Genomic DNA, 24803 nt, shown 5'->3' with positions numbered 1-24803 from the left:
CGGGACCCACCAACGAATTCGGGAGCCACCCCACCCCTAATCCAACGGAGGGCCTCAGGAGAGGCCCACGGGTGTTCCTCCCGCCCCCGGGGGCACCGTGCCCGCCCGGGGCCCCCGCCACCATGACGGCGGCCGCCCCGGACGGCTGCGTTTCAGCAGCTGAGGTTGTCGCCGGGCGTGGTCCCCAGGATCTGCACGAAGCTCTTGTAGTTGTCGATGCGGCTCTGCACCTGACCGGGATTGCCGCCGTTGCATTCCAGGGAGCCGTTGATGCTGCGAATGGTCTCGCCGAATCCGGCGCCGGTGACCATCGCCTGGTGCGGGGTCATGGTGCCCGGGCCCGTCTGGGTGTTCCAGTACCAGAGCGCGGTCTTCCAGGCGACGGCGGGATCCTGCTCCACCAGATAGGGATTGTTGAGCAGATCGATGCCCAGCGCGTCACCCGCCGCCTTGTAGTTGAAGTTCCAGCTGAGCTGGATCGGGCCGCGCCCGTAGTAGGCCGCCTGACCGGCCGGGCATCCGTACGGCTGGGTGGCATCGCAGTAGTGGGGGTAGTTCCCGGTGTTCTGCTCCACCACGTAGACGAGACCGCCGGTTTCATGGCCCACGTTCGCGAGGAACGCCGCGGCTTCCTGGCGCTTCACGGCATCGCTCCCGGTGTTCGCGAACTCCGGGTACGCGCTGAGCGCGGCGGTCAGACCGCTGTAGGTGTAGAACGGATTCCGGTTCGGGAACATCTGGTTGAACTGCGCCTCGCTGACGACGAATCCCTCGGCTCGCGTCTCGGCGCCGACCGGGGCAGCGGCGCACGAGGAGGAGCAGTGCGCCGTGGCTGCCGCGGTCGACGTCGGCGCAACGAGGGCGACGCCCGCGGCCATGGCGGCGGCACTGAGCAGCGCAGCGGTACGAGATCTCATGGCAGGACTCCTTCGAGCGCGGCCGACCTCCGAACTAGCCGGGCGCGACGGCCACTGTGGGGGGAAAGAAGGGGAATCGCCTTACGCAGCACGCGGATTGACGTGCCGCCGGGCATGAGCGACCGCGCTCTGCGACCCTCGCGTGAGTTGCGGTCTAGACCAACCTCAGGTTATGGGTGAACACTTGAGCATGTCCAGACCAATGCACTGATCCGCAGGAAGGCCAGGCGCCGCCCGGGCAGAGCACTGCCGAGTGCGCCCGACCACATCCGGCCTCTCCCGGCCTCGCCTGACCACCGAGAGAGCATTGCGCCGGCACCGCAAAAAAAACAGGGGGAATCAGCGCACGTGTGCGAGAGTGACGCGATGATGCGAACGATCGGACTGCTCGGAGGCATGAGCTGGGAGTCCACGGCGGAGTACTACCGGCTGCTCAACGAGCTGACGCGCGAGCGCCTGGGCGGCCTGCACTCATCTCGCTGCGTGCTGTACTCCGTGGACTTCGCGGAGATCGAAAAGCTGCAGGCGGCAGGGCAGTGGGAACAGGCGGCCAAGATACTCGCCGAAGCGGCCGGGGCACTGGAGGCGGCCGGCGCGGACATGCTGCTGATCTGCACCAACACCATGCACAAGGTCGCCGACCAAGTGGCCTCCGCCGTCACCATCCCTCTGCTGCACCTCGCCGACACCACTGCGGACGCGGTACGCGAAAACGGCCTGCGCCGCATCGGACTGCTGGGCACCGCCTTCACCATGGAGCAGGATTTCTACCGCGGCCGCCTGGAAGGCCACGGGCTGGAGGTGTTGGTCCCGGACGCGGCCGGACGAGACACCGTCCATCAGGTGATCTACCAGGAGCTGTGCCTCGGCATCGTCCGCGAGGAATCCCGTGCGTCCTTCATGGCCGTCATCAACGACCTCGTGGCCGCAGGAGCCGAGGGCATCATCCTGGGCTGCACCGAGATCGAGCTGCTCATCGGCCCCGAACACGCCCCGGTCCCGGTCTTCCCGACCACCCGGCTGCACGCCGAAGCGGCCGTCACCCGAGCCCTCGCCGACTTCCGGGAACCTGCATGACGACCGCCAACTCCCCGAAATCCACAGATTTTTGGGTGCGGCCGAGGTTTGAACTTACGACAGGTACGCTGACGTGGTGTCGCGCAGCGAGTTAGAACGTCTGGCCAGGATCCGGATACAGATCACCGGAGAGACGCTGGAACGCGCCATGGCCGTGCTCGGAGGGGAGCTCACCCCTCCGGAGCCGGCCCCCGAGCCCTCCCCTGCTCCCGGACACGACTCCGAACGCGAGGCCGACCGCGACCGGCAGGGAGCGCCCGACACGGACGGCACGACGGACCCGACCAGCACGACCGACACGACTGCGGCGACCGACACGAGCGGCACAAGCGGCGCGATCAGCTCAGGCACCGAGACCGGGGGAGATACCACCGCCCCCGACGCTCGCCGGAAGCCTCGGCGACGCAACCACCTCCGCGGCCTCTGATCACGATTCGCCGCAGGTCCCCCCGGAGTCGAGCATCGGCGAGCAGATGGGGAAGCGAGCAGGCGGGCAGGGCAACCCGCCAGGACAGCCGTCCGCAATCAGCCGCAAACACTGCGTCACCATGACGGACCAGCCCTCCCCGCATTAAGACCAATAGCCTGACCCCGACCGCGGCGACTAGAGCGTGTCCGACGGGGCAGGGTCAGGCTCCCGCTCACGTGACGAGGGGGCGTGCCAGCAGCGGTGTGCTCAATACCTGGTGCCCCCCGCTGGCCAGCATGCGGACCTCGCCGCGGTCACTGATCTCCGCGCGTACGATCCCCGACTCGTCCTCGTAGACCGGGTACCCGCCCGCTCCGGCCCGCTCGGTACGCCGGACGATCACCACGTCGTCCTCCACGGCGGAAGCTTGAAATACCAGCTCATAGCGTTCCGGGTAATCCATCGGGGCCTCCCGATACTGCTCGGCGGGTGCTCGGCGTCGCCCTCCGCCGGCGCTGCACGCGCGCCGCCGCACCTCGCTCTTCCATCGTCGCGCACGCCCGCCCGCCGCGCCTCAGGAAGCCGTAGAACGGCTCTTTCCCGGCCGGTCCAACGTGTCCCGAGTGACCGAAGGCCCCCGGCGCCCTTCCTCAGCCCTCCTCAGTCTCCATCTCAGCGGGCCGCCCCAAGCGGCGCCCCGACAGGCTCACGGCGAGAAACCTGACATTTGTCATCTGGACTTGGGATCAAGGTCGTTCCAGAGGTTGACGGCCGGCCGCCGTCCCGCCGCAAGAATCGAGGAAGCGAAGATCGAACAGCGGCCACAAGCCGTGAACTGACGGAGAAACCATGCCTGTTGCCCACCCACCTCGCAGCCGTGTACGGCTGGCCGGAACCGCCACCGCCGCCCTCCTCACGCTGACGATTCCGACCATCGCCCCGGCCGCCGCCAGTCCCGCTCACGCTCCCGCCGCGCCGGCCGCGGGCGACGCACGACACTCCGGCAGCGCGGTACGCGCCGAGCGGGCCGGCCTCGACCGCACGGCCCTGGCCTCGACGCTCAAGGCGTTCCACGACGCGGGGATGTACGGCGCCTACTCGGCGGCGCGGGACGGCTCCGAGGAGTGGCAGGGAGCAGCGGGGGTCGCCGACGTCGACACCGGGCGGCCCACCACGCCCCAGATGGAGCACCGCATCGGCAGCGTCACCAAGACCTTCACGGCCGTGGCCGTCCTCCAGGAAGTCGGCAAGGGACACATCGCGCTGGACGCCCCCATAGGGCGCTATCTGCCCGACCTCGTCCCCGGGGACCGCGGCCGAGCCATCACCGTCCGGATGCTGCTCAACCACACCAGCGGCATCGGCGAATACAGCGGAGCGATCTTTGCGACGCCCAACAGCATGGAAGAGAACCGCTTCCGCAACTTCGCCCCCGATGAGCTGGCCCGACTCGGCCTCAAGGCAAAGCCGTTGGGCAAGCCGGGCGAGGCCCACCACTACTCCAACACCAATTACGTGATCGCGGGCCTCCTGCTGCAGAAGGTCACCGGCAAGGCACCGGAGTCGTACATCAGCCAGCACGTCCTCCGGAAGGCCGGGCTGCAGCACACTTACTTCCCGCGGACTCCGTACGTCACCGGACCGCACGCCAAGATGTACGAGGCCGCGTACGGGGGATACAACCCGCCGCGCGACTTCAGCGTCTACCACCCGTCCTGGGTCAGCACGGCCGGTGCGCTCATCTCGACGATGCCTGATCTGAATCGCTTCTATCGCGCACTGCTGGGTGGCGAACTACTCGCCCCGGCCCAACTGCGCCAGATGAAGACCACAGTGCCGATCGAGGGCAGTCGGGCGCGCTACGGCCTGGGCCTGCTCTGGACGCAGACGCCGTGCGGCGAGTTCTGGGGGCACAACGGCCTGGTGCTCGGAGCCATGACCTGGTCTCTGTCCAGCACGGACGGTCGCCGCCAGGTTTCCCTCGGCTTCAATTTGTCGCGCTATCAGAAACTGGACGGAAACAACGTTCCCCAGAACGGCCCGATAGACGACGCCATGAACACGCATCTCGCCCAGGGGGTGTGCGGAAGCAGAACCCACCGGCAGCCGGATTCCACCCCCGGCGATCCCTCCCACCGCGCACGCCTCTCGCTCCAGACGCCCACGCAGGATCTACAGCACTCTGCCCACCGGGGCTCACCGCATCGAACGCACTGAACGCCACGCCCAAGCCGTGGAGTGCCCCGCTCCCGTGCGCTGTCACGGGAGCGGGGCGGGTCCGAGTAGCGCCAGCAGCTCGGATAGTTACGGAACCACGGTACGGGTCACCACTGACAACGGCGGCTCCAAGGCGGCAGCGATCCACCTCCTGGACCGTGTGGGGACACCACAATGGAGGGAGGTCAGGGGCACAGACCTCACCCGATCGGAGTACTCCGAACTCCCCGCAATCGCACCGGAGGATACGTGTGGCCATGAGACCTCGTTTTTCGCTGGCGACGGTGGTCCTGGACTGCCGGGATGCCCACGCGCTCGCCGGCTTCTACCGACGGCTGCTGGGCTGGAAGGTGAAATACAGCGAACCGGATTGGGTGTTGCTCGACTCTCCGGACGGCGGAGCGGGGCTCTCCTTCCAGTCCGAGCCGGGATATCAGGCACCGGTGTGGCCCGAACGGGCCGCCGAGCAACAGAAGATGCTGCATCTCGACATACGGGTCGACGACCTCGCCGAGGCCGAGGCGTACGCGGTGGCTATGGGCGCAACCCGAGCCGAGTTCCAGCCGCAGGACGATGTCGTCGTGCTCCTCGATCCGGCGGGACACCCCTTCTGCCTGTTCCTCCATTGAGGCCGTTCCCAAGGCACCGAACGCGGAGCGTGTGGGAATGGACACATGCAGACAGCGAGGAGACGTATCGGGACCGATGGTCCTTGCTGGTCAGGGAGTTGTCGTGGCATTGGGGGCATCGCCCGATGCGAAGGCCATGGGCTCGGGGCCGTGCACGCCGGGAGGCGTTGTCAGTGTCTGCCCCTAACATTGCTCATATGTCCCCAACTCCTCCCGCCCATATGGGCGTGCCTGTTCCTGCTGCCGAAGCGAACGAATCGATTCGGCGTTTCGTACGCGCCCGGCACGGTCTGGCGTGGACGGCACAGGACATGGCGGAGTATGCGGTGCTGCTGGAGATCTGGACGCTGGCCGTACGCTCCGAGGTCGCGGAGGTGGTGGAGGCGGCATAGCGGACTCTGACGGCCGCGCCCCTGCCTCCGCGCTTACCTGCCGTCAGTGCGCGACGGCGAGTTCCACCGAACCCTTCGTGCCTGCATGTCCGGTGGGTCAGGGGGCCAATGGCTCAAGGGGGCAATGCGTCAAGGCGCCCGCGTCCACCCTGCCGAGCTCAGGCATCGCCCTGAATCCGGGCATGCAGATGCATGTCATGCCAGCCGTCCGCATGCCGAAGCGCACTGCGCCGAGTCCCTTCGAGCGCGAAGCCGGCCTTGGTCGCCACCTTGCACGACGCCTCGTTGCGGTCGGAGTGCGCAAGCTCCAGGCGGTGGAAGCCTGCCTCCTGCAATGCCCAGTTCGACAACGCCGCGAGAGAGCGCGGGGCGACGCCCCGGCCGCGGGCGTGGGGCAGAACCCAGTACGCACAGTCAGCGAGTCCATGGAAGAGATCCATCCGTCGCAGAGCCACCCGGCCCAGGACTTCACCGCCATCGGCAGGGACGACCGCCCACTGGGCAGCGCGTTCCCCCTGCCATTGGCAGTCGGCGGCTGCGATCCACTCCTGAGCCTCCGCCCGCGAAGTCATACGACGCAGAGACCAGCGTCGGATCGTGTCGTCCTCGAAAGCGCCCTGCAAGACCACAGCGTCCTCTACTCCCCACGGTCGCAAAAGCAGCCCGCCGTCCGACGACGGAAGCGAGGGCTGGATGGAACCGGAAAGGCTCCCGGCAGGGATGACTGGAGTAATCGACAGACTCATGACCCACATCCTCACCTCGCCGCGGACTGGGTGCCAAACGCCTCTCCCTGCCAAGCCAGCCGCGATCTTGCCGAGGTGGCCTCGCCGCGAAAGGATCGGTGCGCATGAATCGTGTCCACGATGACGAACGCCTGGCCGGCGTCTACGAGCGCGGCAACGAGATGCCCGAAGCCTCTCTGCGGGCCTGGGTTGAGCTGATCGCTTCCTACGTGCCCCACCCGTCACCGGCCATTGTCGAGATCGGCGCCGGGACCGGCATGTTCTCCGCTGCGATGGCACGCTGGATCGACGGCTCCAGCGTGCTGGCCGTGGACACCTGCGAACCGATGCTGGCCGAAGCCCGCCGCCATCACCCGCATCCCGCGGTGCGCTACATCTCCGGGTCTGCCGAGAACGTGCCCGCCGCCGCGGACGCATTCGATGTGGCCTTCCTCTCCCGCGTGATCCATCACATCCCCGATCGCGCCAGGGCCGCTCGCGAACTGGCCCGTATTCTCCGCCCCGAAGGTGTGGCGATCATCCGGACCACGTTCCGGGAACGGCTGGACGCGGTGGTCTACGACTACTGGCCACAACTGCGGTCCACTGATGAACGCCGGTTTCCGGGAGAGGCGGAATTGCTGGCCGACTTTGCGACCGCCGGCTTCGCCGTGCAGGAGGTCGCATCCTTTGCTCAGCCGGTGACCTCGAGTCTGCGCGACTACCACGCCCGCTTGGCCACCCGACCCCAGTCGAAGTTCGCCTCGATCACGCCTGAGCAGTTCCACGAGGGGCTGCAGCGCCTCGCCGCCGCGGCCCAGGCCGAGCCCGTCGAGCGGCGGATTCCCGTCGTCGAGCGCTACGACGTGGCCGTGTTCTCCCGCCGGTGAAGCCGGCCCTCGCCTCCCCGGAGAGTCCCTGGCTGTTGCGGGTCACGACGTCACTGACGGTGCCGTCGGCAGCGACTTGGGTGGGTAGCTGCGCAGGACGAGGGAGGTGGTGACCGGTCCGTAGCGGGCGAGGGAGTCCACGACCTGCTCAAGGCGTTCGGCGTGCGAGCAGTGCACGTCGAACAGCAGGCAGTCCTCGCCGGTCACCCGGAGGGTCGAGACGACCTCGGGGATCTGGGCGGCGAGGGTGAGCGCCTGCTTCAGTTGCGCATGGGTGGTGCGAAGCCGAATGACGGCGTGGATGTTCAACCCGACTGCGGCTGGGGCGACGACGGCACGGTAGCCGGTGATGATCCCGCTCTTCTCCAGGCGTTGGATGCGCGCGCTGGCAGCCGGCTGGGACAGCCCGACTCGGCGTCCGACCTCGGCTCCGGTGAGCCGGCCGTCGGTCTGGAGCAGTTCCAAGATGGCACGGTCGATCTCGTCGAGTGATTCCATCGTTGTCACCCCCACTTCCTTTGAGATCACTTGCTCAGCCTGACCGCTGCCGCTGATCCATCGAGAATCGCCCCAGAGTAGCCCCATGAAGTGTGCGGGCCACGATGGGAACGGCGGTAGGCGATGGTTGCGTACGTCATCATCCCCGGGATCGACGGTTCGGATGAGGGGCACTGGCAGAGCCGGTGGGAGAAGCAGTGGGGAGCCTCAGCGGTCCGTCTCGCACCGGCCTCGTGGGCCGTGCCGGACCTGCCGGACTGGGTTGCCGCGGTCCAGGCCGCCTACGAGGTTGCTTCCCGGCAGGGCAGCCAGGTGGCGTTGGTGGCGCACAGCCTGGGCTGCTGGGCGGCTGCGCACTGGTTGGAGCGGGCGCGACCCGACCGGGTCGCGGCGTTCCTGGTCGCGCCGCCCAACCCCCAGGGACCTGCGTTCCCACGTCAGACCGCATCGACGTTCCTGGACCTGCGCGCTCGGCCCCTGTCATGCCCGAGCCTGGTGGTGGCCGGCGACAACGACCCCTACTGCGATCCGACGGCGTCCGCTGCATTCGCACGCGAGTGGCAGGCTCGATGGCATCTCGTCGGAAGCCGCGGCCACCTCAACTCCGACAGCGGTCTCGGCGACTGGCCGGCCGGCCTGGAACTCCTTCACATGCTCCTCGACCGGTGAGAGAACGGACCCGGCGTCGTCTCGGTTCTCCCGTGCTCATCGTCCCGCCGTCCCCCTCTGGGTGGGCGTGCCGCCGCGGGTGGGTCCGCGCGGTCGGCCCAGTCCGGTGGCGGTCCGCTCGGGCCCGGCGTCCACCAGGTCACGGACGAGGGCGTGGTGCGGGGACAGCCGGCAGGCGGGATCGGTGGCCGCGGCGTCGCCGGTGAGCGCGAAGGCCTGGCAGCGGCAGCCGCCGAAGTCCTTCTCGCGCAGGTCACAGCTGCGGCAGGGGTCGCGCATCCACTCCGTGCCCCGGTAGCGCTGGAAAGCCGGTGACCGGTCCCAGATCCACTCCAGGCGGTGATCGCGGACATTGGGGGCACCGAGGCCGGGGATCGAGGCAGCAGCCGGGCACGGCAGCACCGTGCCGTCGGGAGCGACGGTGAGCGAGAGAGCTCCCCAACCACCCATGCAGGGCTTGGCCTCGCCGTCGAAGTAGTCGGGGACGACCCAGATCAGTTCGAGCGTGCCGGCGAACTCCGTCCGTCGGAGCCGTACGGTTCGCTGTGCGCGATCGAGCTGCTCGCGGGAGGGCAGCAGCTCGGTGCGGTTGTGCAACGCCCAGCCGTAGAACTGGGTGTTGGCGAGTTCGATGCGGTCCGCGCCCCATGCGGGGCCGAGATCGATCAGCGCGTCCAGCGCATCGAGGTTGTGGCGGTGCAGTACGACATTGAGGCCGAGGGGCAGTCCGGCGTCCCGGACCAGAGCGGCGGCGCGCTCCTTGGCGGCGAAGGAACGCCGTCCGGCGATCAGGTCGGAGGCGCTCGGTTCGGCATGCTGGACGGAGAGCTGCACACTGCGCAGTCCGGCCTCGACGAGACGGCCGAGCCGGGCCCGGGTGAGGCCGACGCCGCTGGTGACGAGCTGGGTGTGGATCCCGGTGCCGTCGGCCGCCGCGACGATCGCATCGAGGTCGGAGCGCAGCAGCGGTTCGCCGCCGGACAGGTGGGCGCTGACCACTCCGATGTCAGCGGCCTGCCGGAGCACGTCCTCCCACTGCACGGTCGTCAACTCGGCTTGCTTTCGGACGAGTTCGAGAGGGTTGGAGCAGTAGGAGCAGTGCAGTGGGCAGCCGTGGGTGAGTTCGGCGAGCAGGGCCCAGGGGCGCGGCGGCGGAGACGGAGACGGGGTCGTGCGGGACGGGCGCGCCGGCTCCGGACCCGGCCCGGACGTACTGGTCACCGCAGCCACCCTTCGCCTCGTATCCGCCCGAGGAATTCCGGCACTTCGACCGACACCGGCGCGTCCGGATAGCGGCGGCTCAGCTCAGCGACGATCGCCGGTACGTCGTGCCGGCCGTCGCACAGCCGCAGCACATCGCCCGCGCTTCCTTCCAGGACCACGACCCGTTCGGGGAGAAGCAGCAGATCGGTGCCGCGTATCCGGTCATGGCGCAGATGGACTCCGGCAGCAAACTCCGGACACCAGCGTGTCACGGCCCCTCACCTCGCTCGACCGCGTCCAGCAACGCCCACAGCACCTGGCATTTGAACCTCAGCGCGGCGACCGCCAGGTCCTGCTCGGCCTCCGTACGCGCCCAGTCCAGCACCAGCGCCAGCGCCTCCTTGCTGTCCCGTCGCCCCTGGCTCTGCCGGCCACGGAAGTAGGCCAGACCGTCGGCCTCGATCCAGCGGTAGTGCTTCTCGAACGCGTCGATGCGGGTACGCATGATGTCCGGCGCGGACAGTTCGGTCAGTGAGGCCGCGACCGCTTCCAGCGGCGAGCGCAGCCGGCAGAAGTTGACGTAGCCGTCGACGGCGAGTCGGACCCCCGGCAGGACACCGGCCTCGTCCAGCAGCAGCGACCGGTCGAGTCCGGCCGCCTCGCCGAGCCGCAGCCAGCGCTCGATACCGCCCTCGCCTTCCTGCTGCCCGTCATGGTCCTGGATCCGGCGCAGCCACATCCGGCGCAGTTCCGGGGTGGGCAGTTTCGCCAGGATCAGGGCGTCCTTGACGGGGATGTGGCGCTGGTAGTGGAACCGGTTGCGGATCCACCGGCGCAGCTCCTCGGGCGTCAACTCGCCCTGGTGCATCCGCAGGTTGAAGGGGTGGCGGTCGTGGTAGCTGTCGCGGGCCACGCCTCGCAGTCGCTCCTCGAACGGCGTGCTCATAGGTCGATCTCCATGCCTTCCGCGGCCACCGCGAGCCCCAGCTCCGCCAGCTGCTTGTGCTGTGGCGCGGCGGGGTCGACGAGCGGGTTGGTGTTGTTGAGGTGGGTGTAGAGGCAGCGCGCGGCGAACGGGGCCAGGCGGACGGCGGTGCCGTCCGGTCCGTCGATGGGCAGATGCCCCATACCGTGCGCGGTACGTGTGGAGAACCCACTGCGACGGGGTTCGTCGTCGTCCCAGAAGGTGCCGTCGAGAAGGACGACATCGGCACCGGCCAGCGCCGTTCGGAACGCCTCGGCCCAGGCGGCGAGGGCCGGGGCGTAGAGCACGGTGCCCTGGGTCCGGCGGTCGTGCAACCGGATGGCGACGACCCATGGATCGTTGTCAGGGTGCTGGCTCCGGTGCTTGCCACGGTGCTTGGCACGGTTCTGGTCACAGGCCGTGTCACGAGCGGCGTACCGGGGCCGCTTCGCGGAGAGCGGGATGGCGCTGATCTCGATGTCGGAGCCCTCGCTCAGCGGTACGGGCTCAAAGCCCAGCTCGCACCATTCGAGGCGGATGTAGGGCGTGAGTACGTCATCGAGGTGCGCACGGTCGCGTAACGCGGCACGGACCGGTCCGGTGGCGAGCACTTCGATCCGGTCGGCTTCGCGGAGCCGTGCGATGCCGAGTGTGTGATCGAGTTCGGCATCGGTGAGCGCGATTCCCGCCACGGGGGTGCGGCGCGCCGCGGGGCCTGGGTGGAGGGCGGGAGTGCTCTCCATCTGGTCGGCGATGTCGGGGGTGGCGTTGATCAGATACCAGCGGTCGTCGTCGGCTCGTACGGCGAGCGAGGCGTGGCGGCGGCGCCGATCGGGGTGGGTGCGCGCCCCGGAACACCCGGGGCACGCACAGTTCCACTGCGGCACGCCGCCACCCGCCGCGGTGCCGAGCACCTGCAGCAGCACGGCGGGGCGGTCAGCGGGTGGTGAGGGAATAGGCGGTGACTTCGAGCGCGGTGTCGACGACCGCATAGCCCGGCGTCTGCCAGACGTCGGCCGAGTCGCGGCGCGGAGCAGCAGGCCGAAGCGTGGCCGCACGCACGGTGGTTTCACCCACGGTGATTTTTCCTACCGTGGTTTCACTCATATCGGCGTCATTCCCCGTCACGTCATCCGAGACGGCGTCATTGATGCGCAATTTCATGCCGATTCCAGCCTTTCGTAGGGACGCGGGGCGTGGAAGTGTGCGGGGTGTCGGGCGCCGAGGCACAGCCGAGGGACAGTAGCCATTGCTCGCCACGCTAGAGGGAACGGAACGGGGAACGTGCGCTTCGTTCACCAACGGTTCCAGGGGCGCCGGCCGTTGACGGATCGTTGACCACGTGGCGTCGTGCCGCCTCGTTACGTTCCTTGTGTTGCCTTGCAGAATCCTCAGCCACCGGGCCACGGTCAAGGGCGGGACGCAAAAATGATCCGACCTATGGGGCGGTTACGCAGTCCCCCTGAGAGTCTCAGCAGCCAAAACTCCGCTGCTCATTACGCGAACCTGCGGAATGTGCCCACCCGTCAAGGATCTTTGAACCTCAACTCGGCTCTCCGCAACGGGGATACCTCCCATGTCCCCCGTACCTTGACCCCACCCCCAGGGCGCAGTACCTTCCGGAGTTCCCCGAACCAACAGGAAACTTTCCTATCAGCCCGGCGCCGCTGATGCTCGTCCGTTCGCCCGAGGGAACGCCCCATCGCATCTCCCCGACCGGAGGACCCCCATGCGCATTCGCACCAGAGCCGCGCGCCGCGCCACACTGACCGCCGTCGCCGCCACCGTCCTGGCCGCCGGACTCCTCACCTCGGCCGCCGGTACGGGCGGCGCCGCCGGCAACTCCGTACGCGCCTCCGAGCCCGGCACCCCTCGGACCGTGTCGGAGGGCTGGTCCATCCCCTGGGGCCTGAGCTGGTTGCCCGACGGCTCCGCCCTGATCACCGAGCGCGAGTCGTTCAAGGTCTTCACGCTCACCCAGGACGGCACGAAGACGGAGATCGGCGAGGTCCCCGACGTCGTGACCACGGGCGGTGAGGGCGGACTGCTGAGCATCGCCGTATCGCCGTCGTGGAAGACCGACCACTACGTGTACGTGATGCACACCGCCTCCGAAGGCAACCGCATCGCTCGCCTGACCTTCGACGGCAGCGCTCTGGGCGACTACGAGGTGCTGGTGGACGGCATCGAGAAGAACAGGTACCACAACGGCGGGCGCATCAAATTCGGCCCCGACGGCTATCTCTACGCCACCACGGGCGATGCCCAGGCACCCGACCTGGCCCAGGACAAGGATTCCCTCAACGGCAAGATCCTCCGGATGACCCCCGACGGCGAACCGGCCCCCGGCAACCCCTTCGACTCGCTGATCTACTCCTACGGCCACCGCAACCCGCAGGGCATCACCTGGGACGCCCAAGGACGGCTGTGGGACGGCGAACTGGGCAATACCGCATACGACGAGCTGAACCTCATCGAGCCGGGTGAGAACTATGGCTGGCCGAAGTGCGAGGGCGAGTGCTCACTCCCTGGGATGACCAATCCGAAGCGTCAGTGGCCGGTCGCGGAGGCGTCACCCAGCGCGGTCGCGTACGCCGACGGGGCGATCTACATGGCCGCGCTGCGGGGCGAACGCCTGTGGCGCATCCCCGTCGACGGGACGACCGCCGGCACCCCCAAGGCGTACTACACCAACACCTACGGCCGGCTGCGCACGGTCGAATCCGTACCCGGCACCAAGTCCCTCTGGCTGACCACCACCAACGCCGACAACAACGGGGACGGCGGGCCGGGCTCGGACAAGGTGTTCCAGGTCGACCTGAAGTAGATCTCGGGGTGGCTGCGGCGGCCGGCCGCTGTGGAAGGGCGACGGCCCGCCACCGTCGAGGGGCGGCGGCCGGCCACCGTGACGTCCGTTTCCCGCCAGCCGTGACGCCGTCGAAGCCGCAGACTCGGAGAGCGGCGGCAGCACCAGCCAGGCTGCAGACGGCCTGCAGTACCAACCGGCTCAGAACCAGACGCACGAACAAGGACGCACCATGACCTCCCCCCTCCTCCCCCGCTCGGAGGCGTCCGCGTACGGCGACCTCCCCTCCCCCGGCCCGCACCGCGATGCCGAACTCAACTCGCTGCTCGGCCTGTTGACCGCCCCGCGTACCCGGATCAGCACGGTGGTCGTCGGCCACAGCCGGGACGCGGCGTCCCGGTCCGCAGCCGCGGCGTTCATCGAGGCGTGGCGCGCGACGGGCGGTGGCACGGTTCTCGCCACGGTTGACTGGCCGGAGACCGCCGCGTCCTGGTTGCGGGCGGCCGTACGATTCACTACCGAGGAGCCGGACGCCTGGGTGGTGGCCGCCGCCCCGCTCGGTTGGGCCCAAATGAGTCGTCGGCTCCGCCACAGCACCAACTGGGACCCGGCCCGCACCTACGGCTTCGCCTCGCTCGGGGACTCCCGTCTCCCCGCGCTCGCCAGCCCGGCGACGCTGCAGGGCATGCGCGGAGCCACGGCCGACGGAGTTCTCTGGACCATCGACCGTGGCTGGGTCACCCACCAGGTCCCGGCACCGTCAGCCGACCACACCAGCCGTGGCACGCTGTAGAGAGGCCGCGCGAAACAGCGGCCGCGTGAACTGGCGGTCGCGTGAACTGGCGATGACGCGACGAGGCAGGAGCAGATGAGCACGCCCCTTCCCGGTTTCGAGGGCTTCACCACGGCGGCGGAGCAGCCCGACGCTGCCTCTGTGGGCGACGTGCCCCACACGGGCCGGGACCGCCGGGAACTCGCCCCCGGCGCCGTGCACGTCCCCGGCTGGCTCTCCCTGGCCCAGCAGCGCGAGCTGGTCACCGCCTGCCGTGACTGGGCGCGCGGCCCGGCCCCGATCCGCCACACCAAGCTCCCGCGCGGAGGCGTGATGTCCGTCCAGACGGTGTGCATCGGCTGGCACTGGCAGCCGTACGCGTACACCCGCACCGCCGACGACGTGAACGGCGCCCGGGTCGCCGAGTTCCCGGACTGGATGGTCGAGCTGGGCCGCCGGGCACTGGTCGAGGCGTACCAGGACGCCACCGCCGGTGACGCCTACACACCGGACACCGCGCTGATCAACTTCTACGACGGACAGGCGAAACTCGGTATGCACCAGGACAAGGAGGAGCGCTCCAGCGCGCCGGTGGTCTCCCTCAGCATCGGCGACACCTGCGTCTTCCGGTTCGGCAACACCGAAACCCGCACCAAGCCGTACACCGATATCGAGCTGGCCTCCGGCGATCTCTTCGTCTTCGGCGGCCCGTCCCGCTTCGCGTACCACGGCGTGCCCAAGGTCCGCCCCGGCACCGGCGACCCGGCAACCGGGCTGAGCAGCGGCCGCCTCAACATCACCATGCGGGTGACCGGGCTCGACGGCTGACGCCGGCAGCCCTCACCAGCGGTATCAGCCGACAGCACGCACCGTCGGTATCAGCCGACAGCACTCGCCGACGGTGTCAGCCGACAGCTCTCACCGACGGTGTCAGTGCCGGGAGGCACACTGGACTCATGTGCCGCAGTATCAAGACACTCCGTCCGCCCACCACCCCCACGGTCACCGACGAGGACATCCGGGCCGCGGCCCTGCAGTACGTCCGCAAGGTCTCCGGATTCCGTGCCCCCGCCGCACACAACCGCGCGGTGTTCGATGACGCCGTGGACGCCGTGGCGGCCGCGACCCGTGAACTCCTGGACGGGCTGCAGATCCGTGGCTCGTCCTCCGCCGCCGCCCGCCAGCACTCCCCTTGAGAAGCCGCGCCACCGCCACGGTCAGCGAGACCACTCCGGGCCAGTGACCACTCCCGGAAAAGGGCACCGCAAGCCAGCAACACAGCGCCCCTCCCCTCACCACTCGACCAGCGCCTGAACCGGTAGGTGATCGCTCGGAAACTGACCGTGTGCGGAGTAGGTATTGATCGTCGCCCGCCGCGTCCGCACCCCCGGCGAGGTGAGGATCCAGTCGATGCGGTCCCCGTCGCGCACCAGTGGCCGGTACCCGTGAAAGGTGGCGTACTGCGTGCTGCGCTCCTCCGCCGCATCCCAGCTGTCGACGAGCGCCCCGCCATTGAGCATCGCCTCGTACACGGGGTTCTTGTGTGCCGCGACATTGAAGTCACCCGTGACGATCCGGGGCAGAGCGGCATCCAGTCCGCCCAGCCGCTGCGTGATCAGACCGGCGGACCGCTCGCGCGAATACTGATTCAGATGATCGAGATGCGTATTGAGCGCATAGAACTCGCTGCCCGTCCGCAGATCCCGGAAGCGCACCCAGGTCGCCATCCGGATGACGGTGTTTCCCCAGGTCGCCGAGGCGATCAGATAGGGCGTGTCGGACAGCCAGAAGTGGTCGTACTCGACCGGGGCCAGCCGCCGCACGTCGTAGAAGATCGTCGCGAACTCGTCCTTGCTCCCGCCGGCCCGTCCCGTCCCCACCCAGTCGTACTGCGGCCCGAGATCCGCTGCGATGTCGCGCAGCTGCCCGTACAGCCCCTCCTGGGTACCGAGCAGGTGCGGTGCCTCGTGACGCAGCAGGGACCGCATCACGGGCCGGCGCTCGGCCCAGGAGTTCGGCCGGCTCTCCGAGGCGTACCGCAGATTGAAGGTCATCACCCGCAGCGGCCGCCCGCCGCCGGCGGCGGCGTACGCGGTCCCCGACCCGTACGCCGCCACCATCGACCCGGCAGCCGCCGTAGCGGCCACCGACCGCAACGCAACCCGCCGGCTGAACGGCGCGGACTCATTCGACGCGGAAGCGAGACCAGTCACAGCAACTCCAGTCAGTCGACCAGTCAGTCGGCCAGGCAGGCATCCATTCGGCTGTCCGGCCGTCAGAGCCGGACACTCCGACCGCCAGGACCTCCATCCCACCCAAGGCCCCAACCCCGACAGAGTCTCGGACACCCGGGCAATCCGGAAGTAGCCCGCAAGGGAACCCAATGGGAACTACCGGCAGGCTGCTCAGACTCACTCGGACCCGCTCGGACCCGCCACCGACCACAACGTCGCTGGGGGCAGAGAGCGCCCGCCACGCATCCGTTCCGGCGCCTCCCCCCTACCGGTCGCCGGCCGGCCCCTGCCAGTCCGCGTACTGGATACGGGCGAGGTCGCGTACATCGCCGACCGCGGCCCACTCGTTCTTCCCCATCCGCGACAACGGCTTCAGCCGGGAAACCTCGGGGTGCCCGTCGACCAGCACGTCCTGCGACACCACCGCGTGCACCACCCGCCCGAAGACCACGGTGGAATCCCCGATCCCGATCGTGGTGTGCACCTCGCACTCCAACGCCACCGGCGACGCGGCCACCCGCAGGGGCTTGACCCGCAAACTCGGCTCGGATTCGATGCCGGCTGCCTCGAATTCGCTCACACCGTGCGGGAAATCGGCCCCCGTGTCATTGATCTGCGCCATGAGCCCCTCCGGCGCGAAATTCACCACGAACTGCCCGGTCGCTTCGACATTGCGCAGGGTGTCCTTGCGCCCGACAGAACTGAACTGCACAACGGGTGGCTCAACACTCGCGATCGAGAAGAAGGAGTGCGGTGCGAGGTTATGAACCCCGTCCGCCGAGACCGTGGACACCCAGGCGATCGGCCGCGGCACCACCGTCGAGGTCAGCAGCCGGTAGAAGTCGTCACGGGACATGACAGCAGGATCAAAGTCAGTACGCATGGCGATCAGTATCCAGGAGAGCGGCGGCGGGCCGTATAGCGGATCCCCGGCACCACCAAACCCCCTCAGCTCGGCAGAAAGTGCCCGGTATCGGGAGCCACCGAGCACCAGGAGCCGACACCGGGTCGCCCGCACCCGCACGACGACGCGCGACCGCCACAGTGACGCCCGCGATGCCGTCGCGGGCGACACGCCCCGGCGCCGCAGCCCCAGCGCCACCTCGTCCCGGCACAGGGCGCCTCGCGCCGGCACCGCCAGGCGGCGAGTCAACGTGCACACCCGCCCCGCGGTGCGGCCCGCGTGCGCTCGCCCGTAACACGCGGCTCGGACGGAGCCGGTCTCGACGCCCGGTGCTGCGGCTTCACGGCGTGTTGAGTCTTCTCCCCCTCGCCGATCTCGCGAACGGTGTCACTGACGGCGTAATCCCCTACTGTCTCGGCTGGCTTGTCCATCACCCCAGGATCTCGAAGATCTCACGACATCGCCGAATACCTCAAACACCGCCCAGTCACCGGCGCAACCGGGGGCCGCATGAATGTCATCAGCGACAACGACCGCCACATGACCCGATCGAGAGGTGCCGACCTGGGTGGAGATCCGCTCGGGCATGAAGACGTTCCACCCACCCGCCTTCGCCCAGATTCGCGCTCCCACACGAGGAAGGCCTCAGGTTCATTCCGGCCTCCACTTGCCGTAGGCGTGACCTCGGAGGCGCAGAGCTCCTCGGCAAAGAGGAGATCACGAGATTCGAGGTCGATCCGCATCGCGAGCTTGCCGGGATTCCGCGTTCCGCGGGTGGCTGTTGGCAAGGAACTGTGCCAATGGTCCTGCGGGCAGGAGGAAACGGCCTTCCGCGGCTGCAGCGATAGCCTCGTCCATGGGCCACCAGGAGAGTTTGAAGTCGACCTCCGTCGGAGTCAACTCCTGTGGTACGAAGGCCAGTTCCCGGGCCTCGAAGAGGTGTACACGCGCTGTCGAGTCGAGCGAGATGGCGTACGAGCCGGGCCTCCGCCACGGCTCGGCCGTGATGCCGGCCTCCTCGCGCAGCTCGCGGCGTGCGCACTCCTCATCGGTCTCGCCGGGCTCCTTGCGGCCGCCGGGCAGGAAGAGGCATTCGCCGCCGCGGTGGGGGAAGTCGGCGCTCAGGAGGGCCACTTGGTCGTCGGCGTCGCGTGCCACCACGACAGAGGCGTCACGGGGCGCTTGTTCCTGCAGGCGGACCGCCTCACTGAGCGCGTCGAGGTCGCCGCCGAGCCACCAGCGCCGGTAGTTCACCGACCCCAACTGCCCTGCTATCAGGAACTGCGTACCGTGGTCCGGTGGGAGGATCCGGCGGGCCTCGTCGAGCATCGGGTGGCGGAGTCGAGGAACCCGGGCTGCTTGAACTCCACCGCCGCGAGCGTGTGGAGCGCCGCCGCAGACCTCAGGCAGCTGGCCCGGGCGGTCGTAAGTGGACGGTCGAGGAGGGAAGGCCCAGGATCGGCCCGAACACTGCGGGCATCATGAGTCGTCTGTGCCCGTCACAGATCCGGTCGCCGCCCGACTGGTCGGACATCCGCCCATCCGGGACATACCACCTGAACTTCCGATTATCCGGGAAGTAATCAGTAGGGGTTAAACTCCCGCAAGGTCCCTGTATGTCTTTGACATGTTGCGCTGTCATATCTGTGCCAGATCGCCCCGCTCGTCTCGTCGCACCCATCAGGGGAAGGCAGGAACATGGGCAGATTCAGGTACGGAACCGCGGCGTCGGCCATCGTGCTGGCTGCCTCGGGATTGCTGGTAGCCGCGGGAGGCACGGCTCGCGCGGAAGCGGGTCAGGACAACATCGGCTTGTACAAGCAGGAGAAGACCCAGTGGTGCTGGGTCGCCTCTGGGCTGACCATCGCCAAGTTCCAGGGCTTCGGCTCTACGCAGACGGACTTCTGCAACCGGGCTCAGCCCTACTACGGCTGCAACAACCAGCCCGCCACGCTCGACGACATGGCCAGGGCCTGGGGCAGCCTCGGCATGACCCGCCCCGGCTCGGGCCTGAGCAGCGCGGCCACGTTCAACCAGGTGTACACCGAGGTCAAGGCGGCCCGGCCGGTCGCTGTCCGCATCGGGTGGACATCCGGTGGTGGCCACATGAACGTCGTCTACGGCTTCGACACGTCGAACAACACCATCGGTGTGGCCGACCCATGGCCGGACACCGCCACGTACACGTGGTGGAACTACAACGACTACGTGAGCAACAGCTCGTCCAAGTGGACCCACTCCCGCATCGGTATCTCCCGCTAAGGCAGGCGACATGCGCGACACCAGCGGCACCAGAACGTCCAGCAAACGGGCCGGCTCTCGCTGCGCCCGCCTGTCCATCGTCATCGCGCTGAGCGCATCCGCACTGCTGTCCGTCGCCGGCCCGGCCCACGCGGCACCGGCCAAGGACCCGCTCCCGGCCGACATCCCCGACTACCAGGCCGCCCTCGACGCGGTGAAGTCCACCGCCGTCCGCAACACCGTCTGCCGCTTCCTGAGCACGCCGGTGCCCACCGGCGGCGCCAGCGGATCGGTGCAGACGATCCCCGAAACGGCCGAGCCGTGCCAGGGCCTCCCGGCCTTCACGATCAAGGACCCGGTGGCACTGAACGAGATCACCCCCGGGTTCGTCGCGGGCACCGCCCTGCCACTGCCCACCGAGGCGGTCAAGCTGACGCAGCTGGTCTCCTCGCTGAGCACCACCGTCAACGGCCGCAACGCCACCGTCATGCTCGCCCCCACCCAGGGCGGCGGCTGGCACCTGGCGGCCGTGCGCGACGGCGACAGCGACGCCACATACGCCAGCAAGGCCACCGTGGGCACGCTCGTCTTCACCGAGCCGCAGATCCGCGGCTGGTACCAACTCAAGCTCAACACCGTCGAGCCGCTCAACGACCAGGCCCGGCAGGGACTGGGCGGCCAGGCGTCGATGTCGCTCAGCGACTACCAGAAGCTGGTCAAGGCCCGCTACGCCGACAAGCTGCCCGGCTCGGAGTACGACACCAAGGGCTACTCCGGTGGTTACAGCCCCCAGCACAAGGCGGACGAGCCATCGTCCTCCACCCCGCTGCTCGCCGGTACTGGCGCCGCACTCGCCCTTGCAGGTGGGGCCGTCGCCCTCCGTCTGCGCCGGCGTGCAAGCACCGGCTGAACCCGCCCCCGCTCGCCCCGTCGCCCCGCCCCTGGCAGCCAGCCGGGACGGGGCGAAACCCAGTCCCGGCCGGACCGGCCGCTACAGACCGGCACCGCGACGAGCAGTCGACGGCCGACTGGCCCCGCTCGACGCCCACCGTCCAGCACCGGCCGCACACCGGGCACTGCACCTCGACAGCAGAAGATTGCCGTCCATGTCCGTCGTATTCGTAGTGGGTGCGGCCGGCGCGGTTGAGGCATGAGCCGTCGTAGGCGCGCCGGCCCGTCGCGTCCTGGCCGGGTAGATGGGCGGGTCAGGACGCGGTCAGCTGGTCGCCCGAGGCTCGCGTCGGCGTTGGCCGCTTCGGTCAGCGCTCCGGTGGGTGCGTACGTGAACGTGGACTGCACTCCGTCGTCGGTGGTGAGGTGGGTGACGCGACCGAGCGGGTCGCGTGTGTAGGTCAGGGTCTGGCCGGCGCCGATTGTGCGCAAGGTGAGCTGGCCTGCGGCGTCGCGGGTGCAGGTGAGGGTGCGGCTGTCGAAGTCGGTCTCGGAGGTCAGCCGGCCGGCGGCGTCGTAGCTGTATTTCCAGTTGCGGCCGTCGGGGGCGGTGACGGCGGTCAGTCGCAGTTCGGCGTCGTGGGTGAAGCCGTAGCGGGCGCCTTCGGGGTGGTCGGCACGGTCGGCAGCACCTGTCCTGGATCGGGCGGACGCCTCGGGACGGTCGTTACGACCTATGCCATGTGGATCTACTGCCGACGGCCACGTCAACCGACTGGTGGATCGCCTTCACGTCGCACTTCGGGTTCGAGAGCCCGCGCGGAGAGCTATCCCAGGCCCTCGTGTCCAGCACGCCGGCCTCTCCGACTTCGCCGGGTCAACCAAGGTCGCCACCCCGCTCCTCCTCGACGCCGGAGCCCTGCTGACGGTCGCCCTCCCCAGCCGCGCCCCCAGCCCTTTCCCAGTTCGGTGGTTGAGGCCAAGATCCGGACCACACACGGACCAACGCGTTTGCGACGGCAGTCGCAGCCTCCATTACAGCAGGTCAACACCACTATGAACGCCGCACCACCAACAGACGAAGAATCTGCTGTTCGGCTACTTGGCAAAGGAGACAGCTCGCCGAACAGTGACAAGCAGGAAAAGCAGACGACACTAATCGTCCCCGGCGCGCGGTGACCTTCGCGGTCAGCTGCTCATGACCAATTCAGAGCCCCCCACCCTCGGCGGGCCGCTACGCCCCTGGGCTCGTGGACGGGACGACCTCGGAGCGAGGCAGGGATGAGAGTCCACGGCCGCAAAGAGCGATCCGAGCAAGGCCATCGGAGGCGATGGGAGCGGGTTCGGCCCGATCCCGGCTGGGTCCGTCCGACGCGCGCCTGGCCGCCTGGGGCATCCGTCCGCTCGCTTGGTCGACCAGACTGCGCTGGAGTGCCGGATCCCTCGCAGCTCTCATGAACTCCTGGCGAAGCCTGGGGCCCGACGGGCAGATCGGCTGACCGAACAAGGCAGATCCAGCAGCAGTTCTTCTCCGCCTGCCCCTGCCCTCCTCCTCATCGCGCTGCCGGAGACAATCGCCGCCTGCCGCCGAACCATCACCGACCTCCTGGACCGGATCGGCCCCAGCTCCCACCGGGCTGCCTGCACCGACCACAGGACATTCCCTCCGATCGCCCACCGATTCCACGATTCCGGAGGCTCTGGGCTCCTCTTTCCCTCCACCAAACGGCTCGGGCCCGGCACACGCGGCCGAACGCTGCGTGGCCGGGACCACCGTCCCCGCCACCGGCAACGATGTGAGCGCCGCGGCGGCGGCATCTACCAGCCCACCAACAGCCGATCGTTCCTGGTTCGCAAGCGATACGCGGCGGGGCGGCCAGGCCCCTTCTGTTTGTTTCCGTTCGACCTCTGTGTGGAGGTTTTGAAAAGATCGCTGATAGGTTTATATATGTGGTGAAGGCCGCGGCGTGGCTTGGGGGTGTGGGATGACAGTTGCGGCTGCGGCGGCTGTGTCACCCCGTGCGAGCCACACGCATAGTGCGGAGGGGACACGGAGTGACTGGGGCTGGGCGGGGGGCGGGTAGTAGTCCGGATGAGATCCAGGGGCCATCGTGCCGCCGACGGATCACGCCCCGGGAGCCCCTCGCCAGTGAAGGAATCGACGTCCGGGCACCTGCATCCGCAGACCCTGAACGCACGGTACAGCTGAGGGTCGAACTGCCCGCACTGACCGGTGAGACCATGCTGACGCGGCGGCCGGAGCGGTCCAACGGGCGGGCCGGCCAGCATAGGGCCGCGCAGCCACCATCCCCCCGCATACGCATCGGTGCACTGCTGGCCTCCCGCGTCGGGCGGCTGGCGCCGTACGCTCGTCGGCTCAGGCCGCGTTATCCGCGCCCGGGCCGCACCGGCTGGCGCCGCTGGGTGCCCTCCTGCCGGCAGTGGCTGGGCGTCGTGTCGACGGCCGTCGGCCTGACCGGACTGTTCCTGGCCATCGCCTACGCCGCCACCGACATACCCAAGGACTTGAACGCGTACGCCACCCAGCAGGACAACGTGTACTTCTGGTCCGACGGCACGCCCATGGCTCGCACCGGCTGGGTACAGCGACAGGCGATGCCGCTGAAAGACATACCCGAGGACGTTCGCTGGGCCGTGCTGGCGGCCGAGAACGAGAGCTTCTACGACGACCCCGGCGTCTCTTTGAAGGGCCTGACCCGGGCCCTGTGGCGCACGGTCGGTCAGGGCGACACCCAGGGTGGCTCGACCATCACTCAGCAGTACGTCAAGAACGTCTACCTGAACCAGGACCAGTCCGTCAGCCGCAAGTTCACCGAAGCGATGATCGCTCTCAAGCTCGACAACCAGATGAGCAAGGACGAGATCCTGGAGGGATACCTCAACACCAGTTGGTTCGGCCGCGGCACCTACGGCATCCAGCGCGCCGCACAGGCCTACTACGGCAAGGACGTCAGCGAACTCAACGCGAGCCAGGCCGCTTTCCTGGCGTCGCTACTCAAGGGCGCCAGCTTGTACGACCCCACACTGAGTGCGGCCAACCACCAGCGGGCAGTGAAGCGCTGGAACTGGACCCTGGACCGGATGGTCAAGATCGGCAGGCTGTCGCCGTCCAAGCGGGCCGGGTATCGGACTTTCCCCGAGCCGGTCAAACAGAGCCCGTTGTACGACACCGGTCAGCAGAGTGACTACCTGGTGGAACTCGCCTCCCGATTCGCCCAGAAAGCCGGGCACATCTCGGCCAGGCAGTTCGATCTGGGCGGCTATCAGATCTACACCACCTTCGACCGCAAACGGGAGGCGGCTCTCGACGACGTGGTGGCCAAGGCGCGCAAGAAGGCCCGGCAGGCCCACCCGGACGCGGCAGCCACCGCCCATTACGGCGTCGCGTCGCTGGCCACCGACGGCCGCATCCTCGCCGTCTACGGCGGACCGGACCACCGAAAGCAGGGCTACAACGAGTCCAACGCCGGGACGGTACCAGCGGGTTCGGCCTTCCTTCCGTTCGTGTACGCGGCCGGTCTCGAACACGGCATCGTCAGGCGGCGGGACGCGCCCCGGGAGAAGGTCACCCCGCACTCCCTCTATGACGGCGACGACAACGTGCCCGTCACAACCCCGGAGGGCCCCTACTGGAACCGCAGCGGCAAGAAGGTCACTGCCCACAACGACGGCCGGAAGTCGTGGGGCCGGTTGTCGCTGCGCGAGGCGCTCGCCAAGTCGGTGAACACCCCCTTCATGCAACTGGGCATGGACACGGGCCTGGACAAGGTGAAGAAGACGGCCCAGGCGGCTGGGCTGCTGTCCTCGAGTATGGGGCCGCAGGTACCCGCTCTGTCCCTGGGCAGTTCGACGCCGAGCGCGATCCGCATGGCCAGTGGCTACGCCACCTTCGCCGCCGCGGGGCAGCACGTCGAGCCGTACTCCGTGCACCGCATCACCCGGAACGGCTCGGCCGTGCGGCTGGACCCCCCGGACGCGCGCCGCGCGGTCACCGCCCAGGTGGCCGGGGAGGTGACACAGGCGCTTGCAGACTCCTTCCGCTCCGCCCACCCTGACGCCGCTCCCGCCGCGGCGGCGGTGTCCGGCAAAGCCGGCACCGCCGCCGACGACACGGCCGCCTGGTACGTCGGCACGGTCCGCGCCGTGTCCACGGCCGTGGTCGTCTACCGCATGGATCTGACCAAGAGCCTCGAACCGCTGCCGCTGAAGGGGCTCGCGGGAACCGCGGCCGACAGCGTCCCGTACGACATTTGGTCGGGTGCTGTGGGCCCACTGCGCTGACCGGGCCGGCCGGCCACATCCGCATCCGCATCCGCATTGGAACCTCCCTCGCAGATTTGAGTC

At 68.7% G+C, this 24803-nt stretch carries 25 protein-coding genes; 13 read left to right on the top strand and 12 right to left on the bottom strand.

What is annotated here, in order from left to right; translation table 11 throughout:
• Positions 1–152: 152 nt before the first annotated feature.
• The gene (locus AC0680_RS19380; protein WP_478630117.1) at positions 153–917 is read right to left on the bottom strand and encodes a chitinase; all 765 of its coding nucleotides are present in this window, start codon (positions 915–917) and stop codon (positions 153–155) included.
• Between the two features lie 369 nt (positions 918–1286).
• On the opposite strand from AC0680_RS19380, the gene AC0680_RS19375 reads away from it, so the two are divergent.
• Positions 1287–1994: an aspartate/glutamate racemase family protein gene (locus AC0680_RS19375; protein ID WP_478630135.1), complete on the top strand. Its 708-nt coding sequence runs from the start codon at positions 1287–1289 to the stop codon at positions 1992–1994.
• Positions 1995–2635: 641 nt separating this feature from the next.
• Here the strand turns inward: AC0680_RS19375 and AC0680_RS19370 are convergent.
• Positions 2636–2866: a DUF6296 family protein gene (locus AC0680_RS19370; protein ID WP_384430388.1), complete on the bottom strand. Its 231-nt coding sequence runs from the start codon at positions 2864–2866 to the stop codon at positions 2636–2638.
• Positions 2867–3252: 386 nt separating this feature from the next.
• Between AC0680_RS19370 and AC0680_RS19365 the strand changes: the two genes are divergently transcribed.
• From AC0680_RS19365 to AC0680_RS19355, 3 genes are all read left to right on the top strand, one after another.
• Positions 3253–4620, top strand: a complete 1368-nt coding sequence (locus AC0680_RS19365; protein ID WP_478630112.1) for a serine hydrolase domain-containing protein — start codon at positions 3253–3255, stop codon at positions 4618–4620.
• Between the two features lie 257 nt (positions 4621–4877).
• Positions 4878–5249, top strand: a complete 372-nt coding sequence (locus AC0680_RS19360; RefSeq protein ID WP_478630110.1) for a VOC family protein — start codon at positions 4878–4880, stop codon at positions 5247–5249.
• 197 nt (positions 5250–5446) lie between these two features.
• On the top strand, positions 5447–5641 hold the full coding sequence (locus AC0680_RS19355) for a hypothetical protein (RefSeq protein WP_478630107.1): 195 nt from the start codon (positions 5447–5449) through the stop codon (positions 5639–5641).
• 158 nt (positions 5642–5799) lie between these two features.
• On the opposite strand, the gene AC0680_RS19350 is transcribed toward AC0680_RS19355, so the two are convergent.
• The gene (locus AC0680_RS19350; protein WP_478630104.1) at positions 5800–6387 is read right to left on the bottom strand and encodes a GNAT family N-acetyltransferase; all 588 of its coding nucleotides are present in this window, start codon (positions 6385–6387) and stop codon (positions 5800–5802) included.
• Between the two features lie 104 nt (positions 6388–6491).
• Between AC0680_RS19350 and AC0680_RS19345 the strand changes: the two genes are divergently transcribed.
• Positions 6492–7256, top strand: a complete 765-nt coding sequence (locus tag AC0680_RS19345) for a class I SAM-dependent methyltransferase (protein WP_478630102.1) — start codon at positions 6492–6494, stop codon at positions 7254–7256.
• 42 nt (positions 7257–7298) lie between these two features.
• Here AC0680_RS19345 and AC0680_RS19340 read toward each other — a convergent pair whose 3' ends face one another.
• On the bottom strand, positions 7299–7754 hold the full coding sequence (locus tag AC0680_RS19340; RefSeq protein WP_478630132.1) for an Lrp/AsnC family transcriptional regulator: 456 nt from the start codon (positions 7752–7754) through the stop codon (positions 7299–7301).
• Positions 7755–7877: 123 nt separating this feature from the next.
• Between AC0680_RS19340 and AC0680_RS19335 the strand changes: the two genes are divergently transcribed.
• Entirely contained in the window at positions 7878–8423 is a 546-nt protein-coding gene (locus AC0680_RS19335; protein ID WP_478630100.1) for an RBBP9/YdeN family alpha/beta hydrolase, read from the top strand.
• 36 nt (positions 8424–8459) lie between these two features.
• Here the strand turns inward: AC0680_RS19335 and pqqE are convergent, their stop codons facing one another.
• From pqqE to AC0680_RS19310, 5 genes are read right to left on the bottom strand one after another with little or no spacing between them, the layout of a single operon-like run.
• Positions 8460–9644: a pyrroloquinoline quinone biosynthesis protein PqqE gene (gene pqqE, locus AC0680_RS19330; RefSeq protein WP_478630097.1), complete on the bottom strand. Its 1185-nt coding sequence runs from the start codon at positions 9642–9644 to the stop codon at positions 8460–8462.
• Complete coding sequence (pqqD, locus tag AC0680_RS19325; protein ID WP_478630094.1) at positions 9641–9898, bottom strand: pyrroloquinoline quinone biosynthesis peptide chaperone PqqD; 258 nt, start codon at positions 9896–9898, stop codon at positions 9641–9643. The genes pqqE and pqqD overlap by 4 nt, the downstream gene beginning before the upstream one ends.
• The gene (gene pqqC, locus AC0680_RS19320) at positions 9895–10572 is read right to left on the bottom strand and encodes a pyrroloquinoline-quinone synthase PqqC (protein ID WP_478630092.1); all 678 of its coding nucleotides are present in this window, start codon (positions 10570–10572) and stop codon (positions 9895–9897) included. Before pqqC ends, pqqD begins: the two co-directional genes overlap by 4 nt.
• The gene (gene pqqB, locus AC0680_RS19315) at positions 10569–11516 is read right to left on the bottom strand and encodes a pyrroloquinoline quinone biosynthesis protein PqqB (RefSeq protein WP_478630089.1); all 948 of its coding nucleotides are present in this window, start codon (positions 11514–11516) and stop codon (positions 10569–10571) included. Before pqqB ends, pqqC begins: the two co-directional genes overlap by 4 nt.
• Before the next feature lie 10 nt (positions 11517–11526).
• Positions 11527–11667, bottom strand: a complete 141-nt coding sequence (locus tag AC0680_RS19310; protein ID WP_478630130.1) for a pyrroloquinoline quinone precursor peptide PqqA — start codon at positions 11665–11667, stop codon at positions 11527–11529.
• A gap of 652 nt (positions 11668–12319) precedes the next feature.
• On the opposite strand from AC0680_RS19310, the gene AC0680_RS19305 reads away from it, so the two are divergent.
• The 4 genes from AC0680_RS19305 (at position 12320) to AC0680_RS19290 (ending at position 15364) form a co-directional block, all read left to right on the top strand.
• Positions 12320–13417 (top strand): PQQ-dependent sugar dehydrogenase, encoded by a 1098-nt coding sequence (locus tag AC0680_RS19305; RefSeq protein ID WP_478630087.1) that lies wholly within the window; start codon positions 12320–12322, stop codon positions 13415–13417.
• Between the two features lie 211 nt (positions 13418–13628).
• Complete coding sequence (locus AC0680_RS19300; RefSeq protein ID WP_478630085.1) at positions 13629–14189, top strand: hypothetical protein; 561 nt, start codon at positions 13629–13631, stop codon at positions 14187–14189.
• Between the two features lie 75 nt (positions 14190–14264).
• Positions 14265–14996, top strand: coding sequence for an alpha-ketoglutarate-dependent dioxygenase AlkB family protein (locus AC0680_RS19295; RefSeq protein WP_478630082.1), 732 nt, complete (start codon positions 14265–14267; stop codon positions 14994–14996).
• Between the two features lie 128 nt (positions 14997–15124).
• Positions 15125–15364 (top strand): DUF2277 family protein, encoded by a 240-nt coding sequence (locus tag AC0680_RS19290; protein ID WP_478630079.1) that lies wholly within the window; start codon positions 15125–15127, stop codon positions 15362–15364.
• Positions 15365–15460: 96 nt separating this feature from the next.
• Here the strand turns inward: AC0680_RS19290 and AC0680_RS19285 are convergent, their stop codons facing one another.
• From AC0680_RS19285 to AC0680_RS19275, 3 genes are all read right to left on the bottom strand, one after another.
• Entirely contained in the window at positions 15461–16288 is an 828-nt protein-coding gene (locus tag AC0680_RS19285) for an endonuclease/exonuclease/phosphatase family protein (RefSeq protein ID WP_478630128.1), read from the bottom strand.
• Positions 16289–16667: 379 nt separating this feature from the next.
• Entirely contained in the window at positions 16668–17285 is a 618-nt protein-coding gene (locus AC0680_RS19280) for a flavin reductase family protein (protein WP_478630125.1), read from the bottom strand.
• 738 nt (positions 17286–18023) lie between these two features.
• Positions 18024–18635: an NUDIX hydrolase gene (locus AC0680_RS19275; RefSeq protein ID WP_478630076.1), complete on the bottom strand. Its 612-nt coding sequence runs from the start codon at positions 18633–18635 to the stop codon at positions 18024–18026.
• Positions 18636–19004: 369 nt separating this feature from the next.
• Here AC0680_RS19275 and AC0680_RS19270 point away from each other — a divergent pair, with 369 nt between their 5' ends.
• From AC0680_RS19270 to AC0680_RS19260, 3 genes are all read left to right on the top strand, one after another.
• On the top strand, positions 19005–19568 hold the full coding sequence (locus AC0680_RS19270; RefSeq protein ID WP_478630074.1) for a papain-like cysteine protease family protein: 564 nt from the start codon (positions 19005–19007) through the stop codon (positions 19566–19568).
• Between the two features lie 10 nt (positions 19569–19578).
• Complete coding sequence (locus AC0680_RS19265) at positions 19579–20457, top strand: hypothetical protein (RefSeq protein WP_478630072.1); 879 nt, start codon at positions 19579–19581, stop codon at positions 20455–20457.
• Between the two features lie 2222 nt (positions 20458–22679).
• Positions 22680–24740: a transglycosylase domain-containing protein gene (locus AC0680_RS19260; protein ID WP_478630071.1), complete on the top strand. Its 2061-nt coding sequence runs from the start codon at positions 22680–22682 to the stop codon at positions 24738–24740.
• Positions 24741–24803: the final 63 nt, after the last annotated feature.

Source organism: Streptomyces sp. NPDC043738, assembly GCF_056436545.1.
Note: the sequence above shows the minus strand (reverse complement) of the source record. Positions and strands in the feature narration are given on the sequence as shown.